Origin of the sequence: Klebsiella sp. MBT K-1 (assembly GCF_002556465.1) — a bacterium.
GTDB classification, from domain to species: domain Bacteria; phylum Pseudomonadota; class Gammaproteobacteria; order Enterobacterales; family Enterobacteriaceae; genus Klebsiella; species Klebsiella grimontii.
This window is the reverse complement of sequence record NZ_PDEL01000002.1, coordinates 408,013-427,128: the sequence shown is the minus strand read 5'-3', so window position 1 is coordinate 427,128 and position 19,116 is coordinate 408,013. Positions and strand designations below refer to the sequence as shown.

Sequence of the window (19,116 nt, the reverse complement as noted above, 5' to 3'; positions counted from 1 at the left end):
AGGCGTTTATGACCTTTAATATTGCTCTCAATTTTGAAGACGGCATCACCCGCTTTATTCAATGCCATGCCGGGGAAAAAGTGCTGGATGCCGCCTATCGTCAGCAGGTGAATCTGCCGATGGATTGCTCGGACGGCGTCTGCGGCACCTGCAAGTGCCGCTGCGTCAGCGGCGAATATGGTTTGGGCGACGATTTTCTTGAAGAGGCGCTCAGCGAGGACGAAGCCGCAGAGCGTCAGGTGCTGACCTGTCAGATGGTGCCAACCAGCGATTGCGTCATTGATGTTCCGGCCGCGGCGGCCCAGTGCAAAACCGCGCTGGCAAGCCTGGGCGCAGCGGTAAAACAGGTAAATCTACTGTCGGATACCGCCATTGAGCTGGTCGTTGTGCTGGATGAACCGCTGGATTTTCTGCCGGGCCAGTACATCAATATTGAGGTGCCAGGAACGCCGCAGGCGCGCGCCTATTCGTTTAGCTCTCTACCGGGCTCGCGTGAGGGGAGCTTTCTGATCCGTAACGTGCCCGGCGGCTTGATGAGTCAGTGGCTGACGCAGCGGGCTAGCCCCGGCGATCGTCTGACGCTAAGCGGTCCGATGGGCAGCTTTTATCTGCGCGGCGGCGAGCGTCCACTGTTGCTGCTCGCGGGGGGCACCGGCTTAGCGCCGCTGCTCTCGATGCTGCAAACGCTGGTTATGCAGCGCAGCACCCGGCCCGTCACCTTGCTCTATGGCGTGACCCGCGACTGCGACCTGGTGAAAACTGATGTGCTCGAAGCATTTACCGGCCAGCTTCCGGCCTATCGCTGGCTGCCGGTGGTTGCCGACGCGCAAAGCGGATGCCCGCAGCGCGGTTTTGTGACCGAACATCTCGATGACGCGATACTCAACGATGGCGATGTGGATATCTATCTGTGCGGGCCGCCGCCGATGGTCAATGCGGTAGCCACGGCGCTGCGCGAGAGAGGCGTTTCGCCGGCGGGTTTCTGGTATGAAAAATTTATCGCCAGCCAGAGCGCGGCGGCATAAGGAGCAACGATGCGATTTAGCAATAAAGTCGTGACCATTACCGGCGCCGCGCAGGGGATAGGCCGACAGACGGCTGAGCAGGCGGCGCGTGAGGGCGCCCGACTGCTGTTGATTGACCGTTCTCGTTATGTTCACGAACTGGCGGCGGCGCTGAACGACTCCGGCAGCGAAGCGCTGGCGCTGGAGACCGATCTTGAGCAATGGGAAAGCACCGAGCGGGCGTTTGCCGAAGGGGTGGCTCATTTTGGTCGCCTTGACGTGCTGATTAACAACGTCGGCGGCACCATCTGGGCGCGGCCGTTTGCCGAATATCAGCCGCAGCAGATTGAGAAGGAGATTCGCCGCTCGCTGTTCCCGACCCTGTGGGGCTGTCGGGCTGCGCTACCGTGGATGCTCAGGCAGGGAAAGGGAAGCATCGTCAATATTTCGTCCGTGGCGACGGCGGGAGTGAACCGGGTACCTTATTCCGCAGCGAAAGGCGGCGTTAACGCGCTGACCCGTTCGCTGGCCCTGGAATATAGCGCAAACGGGATCCGTATTAATGCCGTGGCGCCGGGGGGAACCGAGGCGCCTGCGCGCCTGACGCCGCGTAATGAAGAGCAGCCGACGGCGCAAGAGCAGAAGTGGTATCAGCAGGTGGTGGATCAGACGGTGGCGAGCAGCCTGATGCATCGCTACGGTACGCTGGCGGAACAGGCCAATGCCATCCTGTTTCTCGCCAGCGATGAGGCCAGCTATATTACCGGCGTGACGTTGCCCGTCGCCGGGGGCGACCTCGGTTAGCGCCGGGTCGCCTGCCAGCAGAGCAGGGAGCCGATACATACCATCCCGGCGCCCTGCCAGAACGACCACGACAGCGCGGCGCTGAGCAGTACCGCCGCCAGCGCCGATGAGAGCACCGGGGTAAAGTAAGAGGCGGCGGCCAGCAGGCTGACGTTGCCGTGCAGGATCCCGACGTTCCACGCCGCGTAGCCAAACCCCAGGGCGACGGACAGCGCGATCAGCTTGATCGTCACCGGCCAGCTAAAGACCATCGGCGGCTGCTCGCTGAACAGGAATTTCAGCCACAGGGTCAGGGCGGTGAGCAGAACAAACAAGGTAATTCCGTTTTTGCCTTTGGCGTATTTCGCGGTGACCGTGCAGTAGGCCGCCCAGATAAATGCGCCGATAAACGCCAAAATATAGCTCAGCGGGCTGGAGACCACGTTGCTGATAATTTCGTCTATATTCAGACCATGCTCACCGCCTAATACCCAGGTGACGCCAAATATAGCGAGGAATAAACCGGGGATAACCAGCCAGCTGCTTTTTTGGCCGTTAAACAGAATGGCGAATAAAATCGTCAGGCTGGGCCACAGATAATTGACCATCCCCACTTCAATAGCCTGCTGGCGGGTACCAGCTAAGCCAACCGACAGCGCCAGGCAAATTTCATAGCTGACGAACAACAGGCTCCCCGCCAGTAAATAGGGGCGGGGGATCTGGCGTATTTGTGGGAAGCCGACGGTAAAGATCAGCAACATGCCGCTCAGGCTGTAGAGCATCGCCGCGCCGCCCACCGGGCCAAGGCCTTCGCTGACGCCACGAATCAGCCCGACCATGGTGCTCCAGAGTACGATAGCGGCCAATCCAATGAGCGTGGCTCTCTTTTTCTCCATATTTAACCTGATGTTGGTTCAAACGCAGTCGGGTTTTATAACACTTTTTACGCCCGCCGGGGGGATATTTTCCGCCATGCTTAATACTATCGGAGTAATAAAAATTGGCGCCGCTGACTATTAAGGGGGCGTCAGTTTTCGACATTGATTTGACGCAAATAAAACAGGGATATTGCTGTTAGTTTTGCCCTCCGCGATGAATAAACATCCCGCATGGAGGGGAACAATGGACGTCAGCCGCAGAAAGTTTTTTAAAATCTGCGCAGGCGGTATGGCCGGAACAACAGCCGCTGCTTTGGGGTTTGCGCCCAAAATGGCTCTGGCTCAGGCGCGTAATTACAAGCTGCTGCGCGCTAAAGAGATCCGCAACACCTGCACATACTGCTCCGTAGGCTGCGGGCTATTAATGTATAGCCTGGGCGACGGCGCGAAGAACGCGAAAGAAGCGCTTTATCACATCGAGGGGGACCCGGATCATCCGGTAAGCCGCGGCGCGCTGTGCCCGAAAGGGGCCGGGCTGCTGGACTACGTCCACAGCGATAACCGCCTGCGCTACCCGCAATACCGCGCGCCGGGTGCGGATAAATGGCAGCGCATCTCCTGGGATGAGGCGTTTGAGCGTATCGCCAGGCTGATGAAAGCCGACCGCGACGCCAACTTTATGGAGAAAAACGAGCATGGCGTCACGGTAAACCGCTGGCTTACCACCGGGATGCTGTGCGCCTCGGCGGCCAGCAACGAGACCGGCATGCTGACGCAGAAGTTTGTGCGTTCCCTCGGTATGCTGGCGGTAGACAACCAGGCGCGCGTCTGACACGGACCAACGGTAGCAAGTCTTGCTCCAACATTTGGTCGCGGTGCGATGACCAACCACTGGGTGGATATCAAAAACGCCAACGTCGTGGTAGTGATGGGCGGTAACGCCGCCGAAGCCCATCCGGTGGGATTCCGCTGGGCGATGGAAGCGAAAAACAACAACGATGCGACGTTGATTGTCGTCGATCCGCGCTTTACGCGTACGGCGTCGGTGGCCGATATCTATGCGCCGATTCGTTCCGGCACCGACATTACCTTTCTGTCGGGCGTACTGCTGTACCTGATCGAAAACAACAAAATCAACGCCGAGTACGTGAAGCACTACACCAACGCCAGCCTGCTGGTGCGCGACGATTTTGCCTTCGAAGACGGCCTGTTCAGCGGCTACGATGCTGAAAAGCGTCAGTACGATAAATCGTCGTGGAACTATCAGTTCGACGAAAACGGCTACGCCCTGCGCGATGAAACCCTGCAGCATCCGCGCTGCGTATGGAATCTGCTCCGGCAGCACGTTTCTCGCTATACGCCGGAGGTGGTGGAGAATATCTGCGGCACGCCGAAGGCCGATTTCCTCAAGGTGTGCGCAGTGCTGGCCTCAACCAGCGCGGCGGACCGGACCACCACCTTCCTTTACGCGCTAGGCTGGACGCAGCACACCGTCGGGGCGCAGAACATCCGCACCATGGCGATGATCCAGCTGCTGCTCGGTAATATGGGGATGGCGGGCGGCGGCGTGAATGCGCTGCGCGGGCACTCCAACATTCAGGGGCTTACCGATTTAGGGCTGCTGTCGACCAGCCTGCCGGGCTACCTGACGCTGCCGTCGGAACAACAGACCGATCTGCAAAGCTATCTGACGGCGAATACGCCGAAAGCGCTGCTGGCGGATCAGGTGAACTACTGGAGCAACTATCCGAAATTCTTCGTCAGCCTGATGAAATCGTTCTACGGCGATGCGGCGCAAAAAGAGAACGACTGGGGCTTTAACTGGCTGCCGAAGTGGGACCAGGCTTACGACGTCATCAAGTACTTCAATATGATGGATAACGGCAAGGTGACGGGATATCTCTGCCAGGGCTTCAATCCGGTGGCTTCGTTCCCGGACAAAAACAAGGTGGTCCGCAGCCTGAGCAAGCTGAAGTACATGGTGGTGATCGACCCGCTGGTGACGGAAACGTCGACCTTCTGGCAAAACCACGGCGAGTCGAACGATGTCGATCCGGCGGCGATTCAGACCGAAGTCTTCCGCCTGCCGTCTACCTGCTTCGCCGAAGAGGATGGTTCGATCGCCAACTCCGGGCGCTGGCTGCAGTGGCACTGGAAAGGTCAGGACGCGCCGGGGGAAGCGCGCAACGACGGCGAAATCCTTGCCGGGATTTACCACCGTCTGCGCGAGATGTATCGCACCGAGGGCGGCAAAGGCGCCGAGCCGTTGCTGAAGATGGGCTGGCGCTATAAGCAGCCGGATCATCCGCAATCGGAAGAGGTGGCCAAAGAGAACAACGGCTACGCGCTGGACGATCTCTACGACGCAAACGGCGCGCTGCTGGCGAAGAAGGGCCAGTTGCTGAACAGCTTCGCGCTGCTGCGCGATGACGGCACCACCGCTTCATCCTGTTGGATCTATACCGGCAGTTGGACCGAGCAGGGCAACCAGATGGCCAACCGAGATAACGCCGATCCGTCAGGTCTTGGCAATACGCTCGGCTGGGCGTGGGCGTGGCCGCTCAACCGGCGGGTGCTGTATAACCGCGCGTCGGCGGATATCAACGGCAAGCCGTGGGATGCGAAGCGGATGCTGATCCGCTGGAACGGCAGCAAGTGGGTCGGCAACGATATTGCGGACTTTAATAACGCCCCGCCGGGCAGCAAAACCGGGCCGTTTATTATGCAGCAAGAGGGGATGGGACGACTGTTTGCGCTGAATAAGCTGGCGGAAGGCCCGTTCCCGGAACACTACGAGCCGATGGAAACGCCCCTTGGCACCAACCCGCTGCACCCGAACGTGGTCTCCAGCCCGGTGGTGCGACTGTACGAAGAGGATGCCCTGCGCTTAGGCAAGAAGGAGCAATTCCCCTACGTCGGTACCACCTATCGTCTGACCGAGCATTTCCACACCTGGACCAAACATGCGCTGCTCAACGCCATCGCGCAGCCGGAGCAGTTTGTTGAAATCAGCGAAGGCCTGGCGCGAGCGAAGGGGATTGCCAGCGGCGATCGGGTCACGGTCAGCAGCAAGCGCGGCTTTATTCGCGCGGTGGCGGTGGTGACGCGTCGTCTGCACACGCTCAACGTTAACGGTCAGCAGGTGGAAACCGTCGGAATCCCGCTGCACTGGGGTTTTGAAGGGGTAGCCCGCAAAGGTTACATCGCCAACACCCTGACGCCGAACGTCGGGGATTCCAACTCGCAAACGCCGGAGTATAAGGCGTTTCTGGTCAACATCGAGAAAGCGTAAGGAGCGATTCAATGGCGATGGAAACCCAGGACATCATTAAACGCTCCGCCACCAACCCGATAACTCCCGCGCCGCGCGCGCGGGATTTTAAGGCGGAAGTGGCAAAGCTGATTGATGTCTCCTCCTGCGTGGGCTGTAAAGCCTGCCAGGTGGCCTGTTCCGAGTGGAACGATATTCGCGATGACGTGGGGCACTGCGTCGGCGTGTACGACAATCCCGCCGATCTGAGCGCCAAATCCTGGACGGTAATGCGTTTTAGCGAAACCGAACAGAACGGCAAGCTGGAGTGGCTGATACGCAAAGACGGCTGTATGCACTGCGAGGACCCGGGCTGCCTGAAAGCGTGCCCGTCCGCCGGGGCGATTATTCAGTACGCCAACGGCATCGTCGATTTTCAGCAGGAGAACTGCATCGGCTGCGGCTACTGCATCGCCGGGTGCCCCTTTAACGTCCCGCGCCTCAATAAAGAGGATAACCGGGTTTATAAGTGCACCCTGTGCGTTGACCGGGTCAGCGTCGGCCAGGAGCCGGCCTGCGTGAAAACCTGCCCAACCGGCGCGATTCATTTCGGCAGCAAGCAAGAGATGCTGGAGGTGGCCAACGAGCGGGTGGAAAAACTGAAGAAGCGCGGCTATTCCCATGCCGGGGTGTATAACCCGCCGGGCGTCGGCGGCACGCACGTGATGTACGTGCTGCATCATGCCGACCAACCGGAGCTATACCATAACCTGGCGAAAGAACCGCAGATCGATACCGCGATCAACCTGTGGAAAGGGGCGCTGAAGCCGCTCTCGGCGGTCGGGTTTATCGCCACCTTTGCCGGGCTGATTTATCACTACATTGGGATTGGGCCGAACAAAGAAGCGGATGACGATGAGGAGGATCACGATGAGTAAATCGAAAATGATTGTGCGCACGAAGTTTATTGACCGCGCCTGTCACTGGACGGTCGTCATCAGCTTCTTCCTGGTGGCGCTCTCGGGGATCTCGTTTTTCTTCCCGACGCTGCAGTGGCTGACCGAAACCTTCGGTACGCCGCAGATGGGGCGTATTCTGCATCCGTTCTTCGGCGTGCTGATTTTCGTGGCCCTGATGTTTATGTTTGTACGCTTTGTCCACCACAATATTCCTGACAGGCAGGATATTCCCTGGCTCAAGGGGATTATTGAGGTGCTGAAAGGCAACGAGCATAAAGTGGCGCGGGTAGGGAAATATAACGCCGGGCAGAAAATGATGTTCTGGACCATTATGAGCATGATTTTTGTGCTGCTGGTGACCGGGGTGATCATCTGGCGACCCTGGTTTGCCCACTATTTTCCGATTCAGGTGATTCGCTATAGCCTGCTGATTCACGCGACCTCGGCGATTATTCTTATTCACGCGATTCTTATTCATATGTATATGGCGTTCTGGGTTAAAGGATCGATTAAGGGAATGGTTGAGGGGAAGGTGAGTCGCCGCTGGGCGAAGAAGCATCATCCGCGCTGGTATCGCGAGGTGGAGCGTCAGGAAGCGAAGAAAGAGAGCTGCGAAGGACTGAAATAAGTTCTGCGTCGTAAACCCGCTCCGGTTAAACCCGGAGCGGGTCAGGTATTGGTGATAAGGGCGTCAATGGCGGAAATCACTTCGCCTCTGGCGCTTTTTAAGCTACCGATAAAATCTTCGCGCTTGATCAGCTTATTGTTAAGGTTCGTCATCATCGGCGAACAAAGCATAAACGTTTCAAATTCAATATTGACCTCAGGAACTAAAGGATGCTGCCATAGTGGCAGATGAGCATTACGCATCAGGGGAATAATTACCCTGGTGGGTAGGTCTGCATAAAAATCATTTTGCACAATCATAAAATAGGGTAGAGAGTTCTTCGTTTGCGAAGAAGGGTTCCGATAAACGTCGAATTGCTTAAGCATCAGAGCACCCTGAAGTATTCATCATCGGTGATAGACCCATGCTCGTCGACGAATTCATTCATTAACCGGAACAATTCGTTACGGGGATGCATTGACTGACTTTTAGCTGTGGGTATCGAGGATAAATGGCACTTTTTACTCGTTGATGCCGCCGACTGGAAGCTATCTTCCGCTGTGTATTCTTTCATTATCCTGCCTCCGTGTGGTTAATGTCGCCATTATCAGTCTACTACTTTAAAAAACAATACCGATTGCCCTGGTTAAGTCGCATTTGCGAGACGGGTTCCATTGAAAAGCAACGGCATGAAATGATGAAATTTTAATGGAACCGCGGTTGTGAATTGTTATCGCTATGCCGTTGCTGGCTACTGGGCAGCGGCGGGGCGCGAAATGGCTTTATTCGTTTTTTCCAATCTGCGAATAAGCTTATGAAATAACCGCGCCGTTATATGGATAAAAATGTCACCCGGCGTTTTTATCTGGTTTGCCGCTGGATAATGCACAATAATGCCGTCGGTTTATTTTATAACAAGTGATTAGTTGTATGAAAAAGACTATTTTTTCGTTAGCGCTTGGCACCTTTGGTCTCGGGATGGCGGAATTTGGCATTATGGGCGTATTACCTGAAATCGCTCATGATGTCGGGATATCGATTCCCGCCGCAGGCAATATGATCTCATATTATGCGTTTGGCGTGGTGATCGGCGCGCCGGTGATGGCGCTGTTCTCCAGCCGCTTTTCGTTAAAGTCGGTTATGCTGTTTCTCGTGGCGCTGTGCGTTATCGGCAATGCCATCTTCACTTTATCTTCCAGCTATTCGATGCTGGCGCTGGGCCGTCTGATCTCCGGCTTCCCGCACGGCGCATTCTTTGGCGTGGGGGCGATTATCCTGTCAAAAATCGCCCCGCCAGGAAAGGTGACGGCGGCGGTGGCGGGGATGATCGCCGGGATGACGGTCGCCAATTTGCTGGGGGTGCCCGCCGGGACCTGGCTCGGCCATCAGTTTAGCTGGCGCTATACTTTTCTGGCGATTGCGGTATTTGATATCGCGGTGCTGGTCTCCATCGCCTGGTGGATGCCCACGCTGTTTGATAAATCCACGGCGCGCCTGCGCTCGCAGTTTCATTTTTTAAAATCGCCCGCGCCGTGGTTAGTTTTTGCCGCCACGATGTTCGGCAATGCCGGCGTATTCGCGTGGTTCAGCTATATTAAGCCGTTTATGATTAACGTCTCCGGTTTCGGTGAGAGCGCCATGATATTCATTATGATGCTGGTGGGCCTCGGAATGGTTCTCGGAAATCTCTTTAGCGGTAAAGTTTCCGTTCGCTACAGCCCGCTGCGTATTGCCGCCGTTACCGATGGCGTTATTGTGGTGACCTTATTATTGATTTTTCTGCTGGCTGAGCATAAAGCCGCCTCATTAACCCTGGCGTTTATTTGCTGCGCGGCGCTGTTCGCCCTGTCGGCGCCGCTGCAAATTCTGCTGCTGCAAAACGCCAAAGGCGGCGAGATGCTGGGCGCGGCGGGCGGCCAGATCGCCTTTAATCTCGGTAGCGCCATCGGCGCGCTGTTTGGCGGAATGATGATTACGGCCGATTTTGGCTGGCGTTCCGTTACCTTACCGGCCGCGCTGCTCTCGTTTCTTGCCCTCAGTTCGCTGCTGATTTATGCCCGCTATCAGCAGCGTCTGGCCTGATTCATTTACTCCTGCCAGGGTTCGCCGAGGGTTAACATTAAACGGTTGGCCCAGGCGAAGAACGCTGCCGATTGCAGTAAATCCAGCTGAGCGAGCGTATCCAGGCCCTGCTGTTCGACTGCGGCAAGGTGGCCGGCGGCCAGGGCGGGCGGGGTAACGGAAATCGCGGCGGCGAAATCGATTTGCGCCTGCCAGCCCGGCGTCTGCCCGTCGCTCAGGTTCTCTCCGGGCGTCACCGCCAGCAGCGTCTCTACCGCCGTTTCATCCTTCGCCAGCTGCGCGGCCTTACGCGCATGCACCGATGCGCAATAAATACAGCCGTTAACTTTGCTCGCTACCGTCGCCGCCAGCTCGCGTTCGGCGCGGGGCAGGCCGCCGGGAGTATAAAAAATGCCTTTGTCGGTTAACGTACGCTGCTCCAGTATCGGCTGGTTACGCGCCAGCAGGCGGAAATAGGGGGAATCGCTGTGGCCGAACTTCGTCAGCAGCGCCTGCTCATCGGGGGAGAATTCCGCCAGCGGTTTAGCCGCCAGCCAGGGCTCCCAGTGCAGTTCGTCGCGGGTAAAGCGCACCGGCGCGCGCTTACCGCTGAGGGTTTGCGGCGAGGTATGCCAGAATCCGGCCGCGACCGGGGTTTGTGCGACAGTAATGCTTTTGCCGTTAAGCAGGCGCAGCCCGGTGACCAGCCGACTCTGGAAGCTGACAAAGGCGATAAGCTGGGCGAGGGTGACAATGCCGCGCAGGGTCCATCCGGCGCGGATTAAGGCCTCCAGCGGCGATGGTGTAGCCTCCACAGGCGTAAAGGTTAACAGTCGGGCAAAGGCCAGCGCCGGGGCCAGCCGCGGGGATGTGGGGTCGGCAATACCAAAACCGGCATAGTGGGCCGCCAGCGCATCGCTGTCATGCAGCTTAGCCACCCTGGCGGCAACGGCAAAACGCTCATCGAGCGGAAAGTCGTTATCCTGCTGACCAAACAGCGTTTCATAGCTTCCCTGCGCGTGGCGGGTGGCGGCCTCGCGCACGGCGCGCGCCGCGGCTAAAGCGGAATCGGGGGCGATCTCTGCCAGTTCGGCCAATATATCCTGACTTAGCGTCATGGTGACTCCTTATCGTAACTGAGGGGCAATGTGCTGAGCGATCAGCTCAAGGGAACGCAGCGTGTCCCGGTGCGATGGTTCAACGGAGTGCACCTGAAACGAAATATCGGTCACCCGCCGCAGCACGCTATCGCGCGCCAGCGAGGCGGCGACGTGCGCGGGGTCGCCGACGTGAGCGTCAAGCTGCGGTAGAAATTCGGTGACAGTGTCACCAATAATTTCATGGCCGGCGGCGCGATGCTGGGCTGCCTGCCGGCGTAAACCGGGTTCGGCGACCTGTAGCGCGTACTCCTGGCTGTCGGCGACGAAGGCGGTACGCGAGGCGAGGATCCTTGGCTCGACGCCCGCGGGCAGCGCGGCGAGATAGGCGTCGATAATCGGATTCTGAATCGCGTCTAGCGGCAGCGTCGGTTGTCCGGCCGGACGCGGCTGAGTGCGCGAGAGCATCAGTCCATGTCCGGCCTGCGCGGCGCGGACCGCGCCGTCGACGGAAAATGTGGCAATCCAGATACGTTCCGCCAGCTGCGGCGCCTGAGGGTAAAGATGATTATCCGGATGGGCGAGCGAATCCCCGCGCCAGGCGCTTTGAATCAGATGCAGATGCTCGGCGAATACCGCGCTGCGCTGGTCGATCGTCAGGCCGAAGGGTAAAAACGAGGTGGGGGTGCCGCCGGAGCCGAAGCCTACCTCCAGCCGTCCATCGGCGAGCAGATCCAGCACCGCCGCATCCTCCGCCACCCGTAGCGGGTTTTCCATCGGCAGGGTGATAATGGCGGTTCCCAGACGAATGCGTTCGGTGTGCGCTGCCGCATGGGCGAGAAAAACCAGCGGCGACGGCAGGCCGCCTTCGTGCTCATGAAAATGGTGCTGCGCAATCCACGCGCTGTCGAACCCCAGGCGTTCGGCGTGGCGAATTTGCTCGGTGGCCAGCCGATAGCGCTCTTTGGGCGTGGCGTGGTCCAGCAGGCGGGTGAAAAAGCCCAGTCGTTTACGCGTCATGCAACCTCCTTGCTCGGGGATGAAAAGTGGGGAATCGCGGCGATAAGCTCGCGGGTATAGTCATGCTGCGGGGCGCTGAACAGCCGGCTGACGTCGCCGTGTTCAACCACCTGGCCCGCCCGCAGCACCGTCACGCTGTGGGCGATACGGCGCACCGTCGCCAAATCGTGAGTGATAAACAGATAGCTCAGCCCGAGCTGCTGCTGAAGCTGCTGCAGCAGGGCGAGAATTTGCGCCTGCACCGTGACGTCCAGCGCTGAGGTCGCTTCATCCAGCACCAGGATCGTTGGCTCAAGGATGAGGGCGCGGGCGATGGCCACCCGCTGCCGCTGGCCGCCGGATAGCTCGCGGGCGGTTCGCGACAGCAGCTCCGGCGCGAGCGCCACGCGGGCAGCGACCGTTTCCACGCGCTGGCGTCTTGTCTCGGCGTTGAGGCGGTCAAAGTTTTTTAACGGCTCTTCGATAATCTCAAACAGCGTTTGCCGCGGATCCAGGGACGCAAAGGGGTTCTGGTAGACGAACTGGATTTTACGCCGCAGCTGGCGGAGCGCCTCGCGGCTGAGATGCCCGGCATCGATACCGTCAATAGCGATATGGCCAACATCGGCCTTTTCGAATCCCAGCAGGATCCGCGCAAGGGTGGTTTTGCCGGAGCCGGACTCGCCGACCAGCGCGTGGGTGCTGCCCCGTTTCACCTCGAAGCTCACGGCGTCCAGCGCCTGTAAATGCGCGCGGCCGAGCGAAAAACGTTTGCTGATGCCCTCTACGCGGATCGCCGGGGTCGCCAGCACGCGCCCGCTGGCCGGGGCAATGGTCAGCGTCGAACCCTGGAGATCGCTGAGCAGTTGGCGGGTATAGGCGTGCTGCGGCGTGCGCACCACATCGCCGGTCGCGCCCTGTTCCTGAATTTCACCGTGGCGAAAGACCAGCAGTCGGTCGGCGCGTTCCGCCGCCAGCGCCAGATCGTGGGTCACGAACAGCACCGCCGTGCCGGACTCCCGGCGCAGCGTATCCAGCAGGTCGAGGATCCGTTTTTGTACCGTCACGTCGAGGGCGCTGGTGGGCTCATCGGCAATGATTAAGTCGGGTTTCAGGGCGATGGCGATAGCGATCAGCACCCGCTGCTTCATACCGCCTGAAAGCTGGTGGGGATATTGATCGATGCGCTGTTCCGGGTGGCTCAGCCCAACCTTCGCCAGCAGCGCCAGCACCTGCGCTTTACGCTCTGCGGCGCTGCTTTGCTGATGCAGGCGCAGGATTTCGCCCACCTGCGCGCCGATAGTTTTTACCGGATTCAGGGAGTTGCCCGGATCCTGAGGCACCAGACTAATCCGCGCGCCGCGAAGGCCGTCGAGGCGTTTGGCGGACCAGCCGCTGATCTCTTCGCCGTTAATCGAGATGCGCCCGCTGTCACGGCGCGCGTTATCCGCCAGCAGGCCGATAATCGCCTGCGCGGTGGTGGTTTTACCCGAACCGGATTCGCCGACGAACGCCAGCATTTCGCCGCGTTTTACCGCAAAACTGACGTCGTGCACCACTTCGCGCCATTCGCGCTGCGAACGATAGCTGATGCGCAGATTCTCGACGGTCAAAACATTCATGGGCGTTCTCCGCTAAATTGACGGCTGATGCGGTTGGCGGCGAGCACCACCGCGATCACCGCAAGGCCGGGAAGGGTGGTGAGCCACCAGGCGGTGGAGAGATAGTTACGGCCCTCGGCGATCAGCAGCCCCCACTCTGGAACCGGCGGCGGCGTGCCGTAGCCGAGAAAACTCAGGGTTGAGAGCGCCAGAATGGCCTGGCCGAACTGGAGGGTGGCAAAAGCCAGTACCGCGGTGAGTGAATTGGGCAGAATATGCCGCCAGAAAACGGCGAAAAAGGTGCCGCCGCTGCCGTACGCCGCTTCGACGAAGTCGCTGTGGCGCACGCGAACCACTTCCGCTCGCGCCAGGCGGGCAAAGCTGGCTATTGCCGCGACGCCGACCGCGACGGCGGCGTTAAGGGTGCCGAAACCGAGCAGGATGATGACCGTCAGCGACAACAATAAAGAGGGGATCGCCAGCAGCACGTCAACCAGCCGCATGATCGCCGACTCCACGCGTCCCGCCAGCGCACCGGCCAGGGTGCCCAGCGCGGTACCGATGAACAGGCCGATCGCCACCGCCGCCAGTGCGGCGGAGAGGGAATGTACGGCGCCGTAAACAATGCGGCTCCACAGATCGCGACCCAGCTGGTCGGTACCCAGCCAGTGGCCGGCCTGCGGCGCCAGCCGCTGGGCGCCGGGAAGGCCCTCCAGCGGGTTATACGCGGTAAACAGCTGCGGGGCGATCGCCATCAGCGCGGCAACGATCGTTACCGTCCATGCCAGCAGCAGGCCGGGCTGAACGCGTAGCGTACGCCAGTTTACCCTGCGGCGGCGCGCGGCGATTGCGTAATCCACCAGGCTCATACGGCACCTCCGATAACGGTTTTCAGGCGCGGGTCGAACAGCGGCATCAGCAGGTCAACCAGCAGGTTAATCAGTACGAAACCGAGGGCGGAGATCATCACCACCGCCTGCAGTACCGCGATATCCTGATTATTGACGGCCTGCTGCGTCAGCAGTCCCAGACCGCCGCGACCAAACACGGTTTCGGTAATCAGCGCTCCGGCGATCAGTTCCCCCAGCAGCAGACCGGCAATATTGAGCACCGGCAGCAGGGCGTTGCCGGTAACGTGCCGCCACAGAACGCCGGTTTCGCTCAGGCCTTTGGCGCGGGCAACGGCGACAAACGGCTGCGCGGCGACCTGATCCAGACTGCGCATCAGGATTTGCGCCAGCGGGGCGGAAATCGGCACCGCGACGGCAATAATGGGCAAAATCAAGCCCTCAACCGGTCCCGGGTTGATCACCGGGATCCAGCGCAGCTGAAAGGAGAACAGCTGAATCAGGGCGATACCGAGCCAGAACGTTGGCAGCGAGATAAACAGCACCGGCAGCGATTGCAGCGCGTTGCTCAGCCAGCGCAGACCCGGTAGCCGTGAGGCGAGGGCGAGGGTGAACGCCAGCGCCACCGCCAGCGCAAAGGCGGGCAGCGCCAGGCTTAATGTCTCCGGCAGGTTGCTGGCGATAAGCGCGCTGACCGGCAGCCCGGCCTGCAGCGAATAGCCAAAATCGCCCCGCAGCATGGCCCATAGCGTGTGGAAATACTGCTTCCACAGCGGGCTATCGGCCCCGTAGGCGAGGCGCATTTCGGCGATCTGCTCGGGGCTCAGTCCCAGATCCGGGTTCTGAAACTTGATCAGTACCGCATCGCCGGGGAGCACCTGCAATAGCGCGAAGGAGAGAGTAAACGCTGCCCACAGCACCAGTAGTCCCTGGCCGGAGCGCCGCAGAAGATAGTGGCTCATCGCAGACTCCTTAGTGCTTTTCCAGCCACGCGCCGTAGAACGACGGGCGGCCAACCGCTTCAAAACTAACGCCCTTAACCCACGGGGCGCCGGCAAAGACCTGCGGTTCTTCAAAAATCGGGATTACGTAGGCGTTATCCAGCAGATAGCGCTGGGCGTCGCCGGTCAGCTGGAGGCGTTTTTGCGGTTCGACTTCGGCTGAAATCGCGGTCAGCAGCGCGTTGAGCTTATCGTCGCGGAAGCTTTGCACTTTGTCGCTGGAGCCGCCTTTTTGCAGCAGCGCGTCGCGGTTAGTGGGGAAGAACATGCTCTTAACCACATCCGGGTCGGCGCGGCCCACTTCCGACACGGTGAGCGGCGTTTTTAACGGGTCGAGGCTATCCAGCGTACGGCTACCGGCATCACCGGCTTTGACCGCCAGCGCAACGCCGACCTGACGCCACTGCTGGGCGATAAGCTGGAGCACCTCTTTGTTTTGCGGCTGGGGCAGGGATTCATAGACGGTTAACGCCAGCCGCTGGCCATCTTTGACCCGTATACCGTCGGCGGCCGGTTTCCAGCCCGCCTCATCCAGCAGCTGTTTCGCTTTGGCCGGGTCGAAAGCCAGCCTGTCGCTGAGGTTAACGTATCCGGCCGCGCTACTGGCGACGACGGAGGTGGCCTGCGGATAGTTGGCGGAGAACAGGGTTTCGACCACCTGTTTCGCGTCGGTGGCGTGCAGTAGCGCCTGGCGGACGCGCAGGTCGGCAACCAGCGGGTTATCGGGGCGGAAGCTGAGGCTGTCGTTGACGCCGCGCGTCGGAGCAGCATAGATTTTAAAGCCTGCATCGGTGGCCTGCTTTTCATCGTAGGCCTGCACCTGGCGGATAAAATCGGCTTGGCCCGCCAGCAGCGCGCCAATACGCACGCCATCCTCCGGGGTGACGATATAGGTTATGCCGTCGAGATTGGCCGGTCCCTGCTGGGCGAGGCTTTTTGGCCCCCATTGATAATCTTTACGCGCGACCAGCGTGAGTTCACGCCCCGGTTTTTCATCTTTAACCGTAAAAGGGCCGGAACCAATAATATGGCGGGCGTCGCCCAGCTCTTCAAAATTACGCGCCAGGGTGCTGAGGGAAACCAGCCCGGAGCCGATGGTCGCGGTGCCCTGCAGAAATCCCGGCGAGGGCTTTTTAAAGTAGAATTTTACCGTCAGCGGATCGATGACTTCGCTGCGATCGTAATTATTAATCACCTCGGAAACGGGCAGGCGGCGCGCTTTATTCCCAAGCCCGTAGGTATCAAAGTTTTTGGCAACCGCATTGGCGTCAAGCGGGGTTCCATCCGAGAAGGTGACGCCAGGGCGAATCTTAAAGATATATTCTGTTTTATCGGCGTTAACGCTCCAGCTTTCGGCAATCCAGGGTTCGACTTGTAGAGTTTCGGGATTTTGCCAGGTTAACTTATCGGTTATTTGATTCAGAATCCCGCCGTTGGGATAGAACCCGCCGGCCGGTGGATAAAGATTAGTATGCGGCTGCTGCTCCAGATAAATTAACGTGCCGCCTTTAACCGGCGCATCGGCGGCCCACGCGGAAAAGGCGCCGCTTAAAAAAAGTGCCGCCAGCGCGGGCAGGCGAAAACGGGTGTGCATGGTGAATTCCTTTGTTATCTATTGTTTGGTCATCATCGGGCGCGCGTTTTAACAAAGGAAGTGAGGATTTGCGCTAAGCATTTGCATAAAAAGCATTTATACCCGCCACATTTGATGCCGGGCCGGGGATATCTTTGTTGCCATTCAGGGTGACAGATTTCGTCCGTTAGCCGGTTCGATTCTTGGGGGCTGGTATTCGCATGTGTTTCAGCTAACTCTCAAGCTGGATAATTTAATGACGGAGAGATATTAGCACGCTAGGGACGATCGCTCTGATTCCGCTGGTACCGCTATTTCCGCTGGTGATGATGTACGGTTGCGCGACGGGGCCGCGCGTGTAAAGGGGAAATAAACCTCTCCCGCTGCGGGGAGAGGTCCGACGATTAGCGGCGGAAATCAATGACCATACGGCCGCGAATCTGCCCCTGTTCCATCTCTTTAAAGATCGCGTTGATATCGCCCAGCGGGCGCAGGGTGACTTTTGGTTCGACTTTACCTTCCGCGGCGAACTGGAAGGCTTCGGTCAGATCCTGACGGGTGCCGACCAGTGAACCGACCACTTCGATACCGTCGAGGACCAGACGCGGAATGTCCAGGCTCATTGCTTCCGGGGGCAAGCCTACCGCCACCACGCGTCCACCGGCGCGAACCGCGTCTACCGCTGAGTTGAACGCCGCTTTGGCGACGGCGGTGACCACTGCGGCATGCGCGCCGCCGGTTTTCTCGTGAATGATTTTGGCCGCGTCTTCGCTGCGTGAGTTGATGGTCAGGTCCGCGCCCATTTCCGCGGCCAGCTTCAGCTGTTCATCGTTAACGTCAAGGGCGATCACTTTGGCGTTAAACACGTTTTTGGCGTACTGCAGCGCCAGGTTGCCGAGGCCGCCGAGGCCATAGATGGCGATCCACTGGCCGGGTTTGATATGGGAGACTTTTACCGCTTTATAGGTCGTCACGCCCGCGCAGGTGATGCTGCTGGCCGCCGCTGAATCCAGCCCGTCCGGCACTTTGACCGCATAATCGGCCATGACGATGCACTCTTCCGCCATACCGCCATCGACGGTATAGCCGGCGTTTTTCACCGAGCGACACAGCGTTTCATTGCCGCTGTTACAATATTCACAATGCCCGCAGCCTTCGAAGAACCATGCGACGCTGGCGCGATCGCCCGGTTTCAGAGAATGCACGCCGGGGCCGACCTGCTGTACGACGCCCACGCCTTCATGGCCCAGAATGACCCCGGTTTTATCGCCAAAATCGCCGTTCTTAACGTGCAGGTCGGTGTGGCATACGCCGCAGCAATCCATTTTTAATAGGGCTTCGCCATATTGCAGTGGACGAAGCGTTTTTTCCGTAACATTGACCTGATGATCTTGCGTGACGACAGCAGCTTTCATTCTGTTCTCCTTATTGAACATAAGCGTATTAACACAGTTTTGTTTTTTACGCATGTTAAGGTTTAGCTTAAATCATCACAAAATCAAGGGAATAATTGCTGTTCCTTGCTGGGGTGAGTTTTATGTGCCGTTTTTTTTATCAGATTTATTAATGAAATTCTCGTCACATTACCGTCATCGTTACGTCATGCACGCTTCATTTGCGGCCTCTATCGTTCTGTTTTTCAATTCTTATAACGAAAGAGCGACACGACAATGCATCTGGTGAAAACCCTCCTTGCCGCAGGCCTTCTGCTTTCCGCTACCGCCGAGGCGCAGAACGTGCTGGATTTCCCGCAGCCGAAAAACAATCCTGAAGAGTTTTATGCGGTGACCGAAATTCCCGCTGGCGGGATTATCAAATATGAAACCGACGCCAAAACCGGCTTTCTGATCGCCGATCGTTTTCAGTCAATGCCGGTGGCCTATCCGGCTAACTACGGCTCGCTGACCCAATCCCTGGCAGGGGATGGCGATCCGCTGGACGTGGTGTTTTACACCCGTGCGCCGATGGCACCGGGAACGCTGATTAAGCTGCGCGCGATTGGCGTGCTGAAGATGATTGATGGCGGCGAGAAGGACGACAAAATCATTGCCGTTCCGGCCAGCAAAATCGACCCAACCTACGATGAGATCAACACGATCGGCGATCTGCCGAAAATTGAGCAGGAGCGTTTGCAGGCTTTCTTCCGCGTTTACAAACAGCTGCCGGAAGGGCGTAAAAAAGTGGAGCTGAACGGCTTTAATGATGCCGCCGCCGCGAAACAGGAAATTAAAGCGGCATGGGAGGCCTGGAAAGCAAATAATGCGCAATAAGCGTAAAAACAGGCATCGCCCGGTGCCTGTCGCTTTTTCTTCGTCTTATTGTCCGCAGAACGAGGCAATACGCTACGAAATCGCCGATGACCCCCGATTTGATGCTAACGCGGGCGGATGACCGGAAAGCCCAGGGCATTGACACGTATGTCCTGAAGATGGTTGTATTATGCAACTATTTGCCG

At 58.6% G+C, this 19,116-nt stretch carries 16 protein-coding genes; 7 read left to right on the top strand and 9 right to left on the bottom strand.

Translation table 11 applies throughout. From position 1 onward, the window contains the following. Positions 1–8 precede the first annotated feature (8 nt). Complete coding sequence (gene benC / locus CMQ96_RS04505) at positions 9–1,025, top strand: benzoate 1,2-dioxygenase electron transfer component BenC (protein ID WP_098066069.1); 1,017 nt, start codon at positions 9–11, stop codon at positions 1,023–1,025. A gap of 9 nt (positions 1,026–1,034) precedes the next feature. Continuing rightward, the gene (gene benD, locus CMQ96_RS04500) at positions 1,035–1,808 is read left to right on the top strand and encodes a benzoate diol dehydrogenase BenD (protein WP_098066065.1); all 774 of its coding nucleotides are present in this window, start codon (positions 1,035–1,037) and stop codon (positions 1,806–1,808) included. Here benD and yddG read toward each other — a convergent pair. Further along, positions 1,805–2,683, bottom strand: a complete 879-nt coding sequence (yddG, locus tag CMQ96_RS04495) for an aromatic amino acid DMT transporter YddG (RefSeq protein WP_004138101.1) — start codon at positions 2,681–2,683, stop codon at positions 1,805–1,807. The two genes, benD and yddG, sit on opposite strands and share 4 nt — an antisense overlap. 226 nt (positions 2,684–2,909) lie before the next feature. Here yddG and fdnG point away from each other — a divergent pair, with 226 nt between their 5' ends. From fdnG to fdnI, 3 genes are read left to right on the top strand one after another with little or no spacing between them, the layout of a single operon-like run. After that, positions 2,910–5,957 (top strand): formate dehydrogenase-N subunit alpha, encoded by a 3,048-nt coding sequence (fdnG, locus tag CMQ96_RS04485; RefSeq protein ID WP_098066062.1) that lies wholly within the window; start codon positions 2,910–2,912, stop codon positions 5,955–5,957. Between the two features lie 11 nt (positions 5,958–5,968). Then, complete coding sequence (gene fdxH, locus CMQ96_RS04480; protein ID WP_024358231.1) at positions 5,969–6,853, top strand: formate dehydrogenase subunit beta; 885 nt, start codon at positions 5,969–5,971, stop codon at positions 6,851–6,853. Continuing rightward, complete coding sequence (gene fdnI / locus CMQ96_RS04475) at positions 6,846–7,502, top strand: formate dehydrogenase-N subunit gamma (RefSeq protein ID WP_024358230.1); 657 nt, start codon at positions 6,846–6,848, stop codon at positions 7,500–7,502. The genes fdxH and fdnI overlap by 8 nt, the downstream gene beginning before the upstream one ends. A 41-nt stretch (positions 7,503–7,543) precedes the next feature. Here the strand turns inward: fdnI and CMQ96_RS04470 are convergent, their stop codons facing one another. After that, complete coding sequence (locus CMQ96_RS04470) at positions 7,544–7,867, bottom strand: CcdB family protein (RefSeq protein ID WP_049086865.1); 324 nt, start codon at positions 7,865–7,867, stop codon at positions 7,544–7,546. Between the two features lie 544 nt (positions 7,868–8,411). Between CMQ96_RS04470 and araJ the strand changes: the two genes are divergently transcribed. Further along, positions 8,412–9,563, top strand: a complete 1,152-nt coding sequence (araJ, locus tag CMQ96_RS04460) for an MFS transporter AraJ (protein ID WP_098066059.1) — start codon at positions 8,412–8,414, stop codon at positions 9,561–9,563. A gap of 5 nt (positions 9,564–9,568) precedes the next feature. On the opposite strand, the gene CMQ96_RS04455 is transcribed toward araJ, so the two are convergent. The 7 genes from CMQ96_RS04455 to adhP all read right to left on the bottom strand — a co-directional run bounded on the left by CMQ96_RS04455 (position 9,569) and on the right by adhP (position 18,076). Then, positions 9,569–10,660, bottom strand: coding sequence for an alkylhydroperoxidase domain protein (locus CMQ96_RS04455; RefSeq protein WP_024358226.1), 1,092 nt, complete (start codon positions 10,658–10,660; stop codon positions 9,569–9,571). Positions 10,661–10,669: 9 nt separating this feature from the next. Next, complete coding sequence (locus tag CMQ96_RS04450; protein WP_049090364.1) at positions 10,670–11,659, bottom strand: putative FMN-dependent luciferase-like monooxygenase; 990 nt, start codon at positions 11,657–11,659, stop codon at positions 10,670–10,672. Then, positions 11,656–13,260, bottom strand: a complete 1,605-nt coding sequence (locus CMQ96_RS04445; protein WP_049100062.1) for an ABC transporter ATP-binding protein — start codon at positions 13,258–13,260, stop codon at positions 11,656–11,658. The genes CMQ96_RS04450 and CMQ96_RS04445 overlap by 4 nt, the downstream gene beginning before the upstream one ends. Beyond that, entirely contained in the window at positions 13,257–14,108 is an 852-nt protein-coding gene (locus tag CMQ96_RS04440) for an ABC transporter permease (protein WP_049090366.1), read from the bottom strand. The genes CMQ96_RS04445 and CMQ96_RS04440 overlap by 4 nt, the downstream gene beginning before the upstream one ends. Continuing rightward, positions 14,105–15,049, bottom strand: a complete 945-nt coding sequence (locus tag CMQ96_RS04435; protein WP_024358222.1) for an ABC transporter permease — start codon at positions 15,047–15,049, stop codon at positions 14,105–14,107. Before CMQ96_RS04435 ends, CMQ96_RS04440 begins: the two co-directional genes overlap by 4 nt. 10 nt (positions 15,050–15,059) lie before the next feature. Then, entirely contained in the window at positions 15,060–16,682 is a 1,623-nt protein-coding gene (locus CMQ96_RS04430) for a TIGR04028 family ABC transporter substrate-binding protein (protein ID WP_098066056.1), read from the bottom strand. A gap of 383 nt (positions 16,683–17,065) precedes the next feature. Next, positions 17,066–18,076 (bottom strand): alcohol dehydrogenase AdhP, encoded by a 1,011-nt coding sequence (adhP, locus tag CMQ96_RS04425; RefSeq protein WP_098066053.1) that lies wholly within the window; start codon positions 18,074–18,076, stop codon positions 17,066–17,068. 255 nt (positions 18,077–18,331) lie between these two features. On the opposite strand from adhP, the gene CMQ96_RS04420 reads away from it, so the two are divergent. After that, positions 18,332–18,931 (top strand): inorganic diphosphatase, encoded by a 600-nt coding sequence (locus tag CMQ96_RS04420; RefSeq protein WP_024358220.1) that lies wholly within the window; start codon positions 18,332–18,334, stop codon positions 18,929–18,931. Positions 18,932–19,116: the final 185 nt, after the last annotated feature.

What these genes read in the sequence shown, in the direction of transcription:
- yddG (WP_004138101.1), bottom strand. Translation starts at nt 2,683, where the DNA reads ATGGAGAAAAAGAGAGCCACGCTCATTGGATTGGCCGCTATCGTACTC.
- CMQ96_RS04440 (WP_049090366.1), bottom strand. Translation starts at nt 14,108, where the DNA reads ATGAGCCTGGTGGATTACGCAATCGCCGCGCGCCGCCGCAGGGTAAAC.
- CMQ96_RS04430 (WP_098066056.1), bottom strand. Translation starts at nt 16,682, where the DNA reads ATGCACACCCGTTTTCGCCTGCCCGCGCTGGCGGCACTTTTTTTAAGC.
- fdxH (WP_024358231.1), top strand. Translation starts at nt 5,969, where the DNA reads ATGGCGATGGAAACCCAGGACATCATTAAACGCTCCGCCACCAACCCG.
- CMQ96_RS04470 (WP_049086865.1), bottom strand. Translation starts at nt 7,867, where the DNA reads ATGCTTAAGCAATTCGACGTTTATCGGAACCCTTCTTCGCAAACGAAG.
- CMQ96_RS04445 (WP_049100062.1), bottom strand. Translation starts at nt 13,260, where the DNA reads ATGAATGTTTTGACCGTCGAGAATCTGCGCATCAGCTATCGTTCGCAG.
- CMQ96_RS04455 (WP_024358226.1), bottom strand. Translation starts at nt 10,660, where the DNA reads ATGACGCTAAGTCAGGATATATTGGCCGAACTGGCAGAGATCGCCCCC.
- benC (WP_098066069.1), top strand. Translation starts at nt 9, where the DNA reads ATGACCTTTAATATTGCTCTCAATTTTGAAGACGGCATCACCCGCTTT.
- adhP (WP_098066053.1), bottom strand. Translation starts at nt 18,076, where the DNA reads ATGAAAGCTGCTGTCGTCACGCAAGATCATCAGGTCAATGTTACGGAA.
- CMQ96_RS04435 (WP_024358222.1), bottom strand. Translation starts at nt 15,049, where the DNA reads ATGAGCCACTATCTTCTGCGGCGCTCCGGCCAGGGACTACTGGTGCTG.
- fdnI (WP_024358230.1), top strand. Translation starts at nt 6,846, where the DNA reads ATGAGTAAATCGAAAATGATTGTGCGCACGAAGTTTATTGACCGCGCC.
- CMQ96_RS04420 (WP_024358220.1), top strand. Translation starts at nt 18,332, where the DNA reads ATGCATCTGGTGAAAACCCTCCTTGCCGCAGGCCTTCTGCTTTCCGCT.
- araJ (WP_098066059.1), top strand. Translation starts at nt 8,412, where the DNA reads ATGAAAAAGACTATTTTTTCGTTAGCGCTTGGCACCTTTGGTCTCGGG.
- benD (WP_098066065.1), top strand. Translation starts at nt 1,035, where the DNA reads ATGCGATTTAGCAATAAAGTCGTGACCATTACCGGCGCCGCGCAGGGG.
- CMQ96_RS04450 (WP_049090364.1), bottom strand. Translation starts at nt 11,659, where the DNA reads ATGACGCGTAAACGACTGGGCTTTTTCACCCGCCTGCTGGACCACGCC.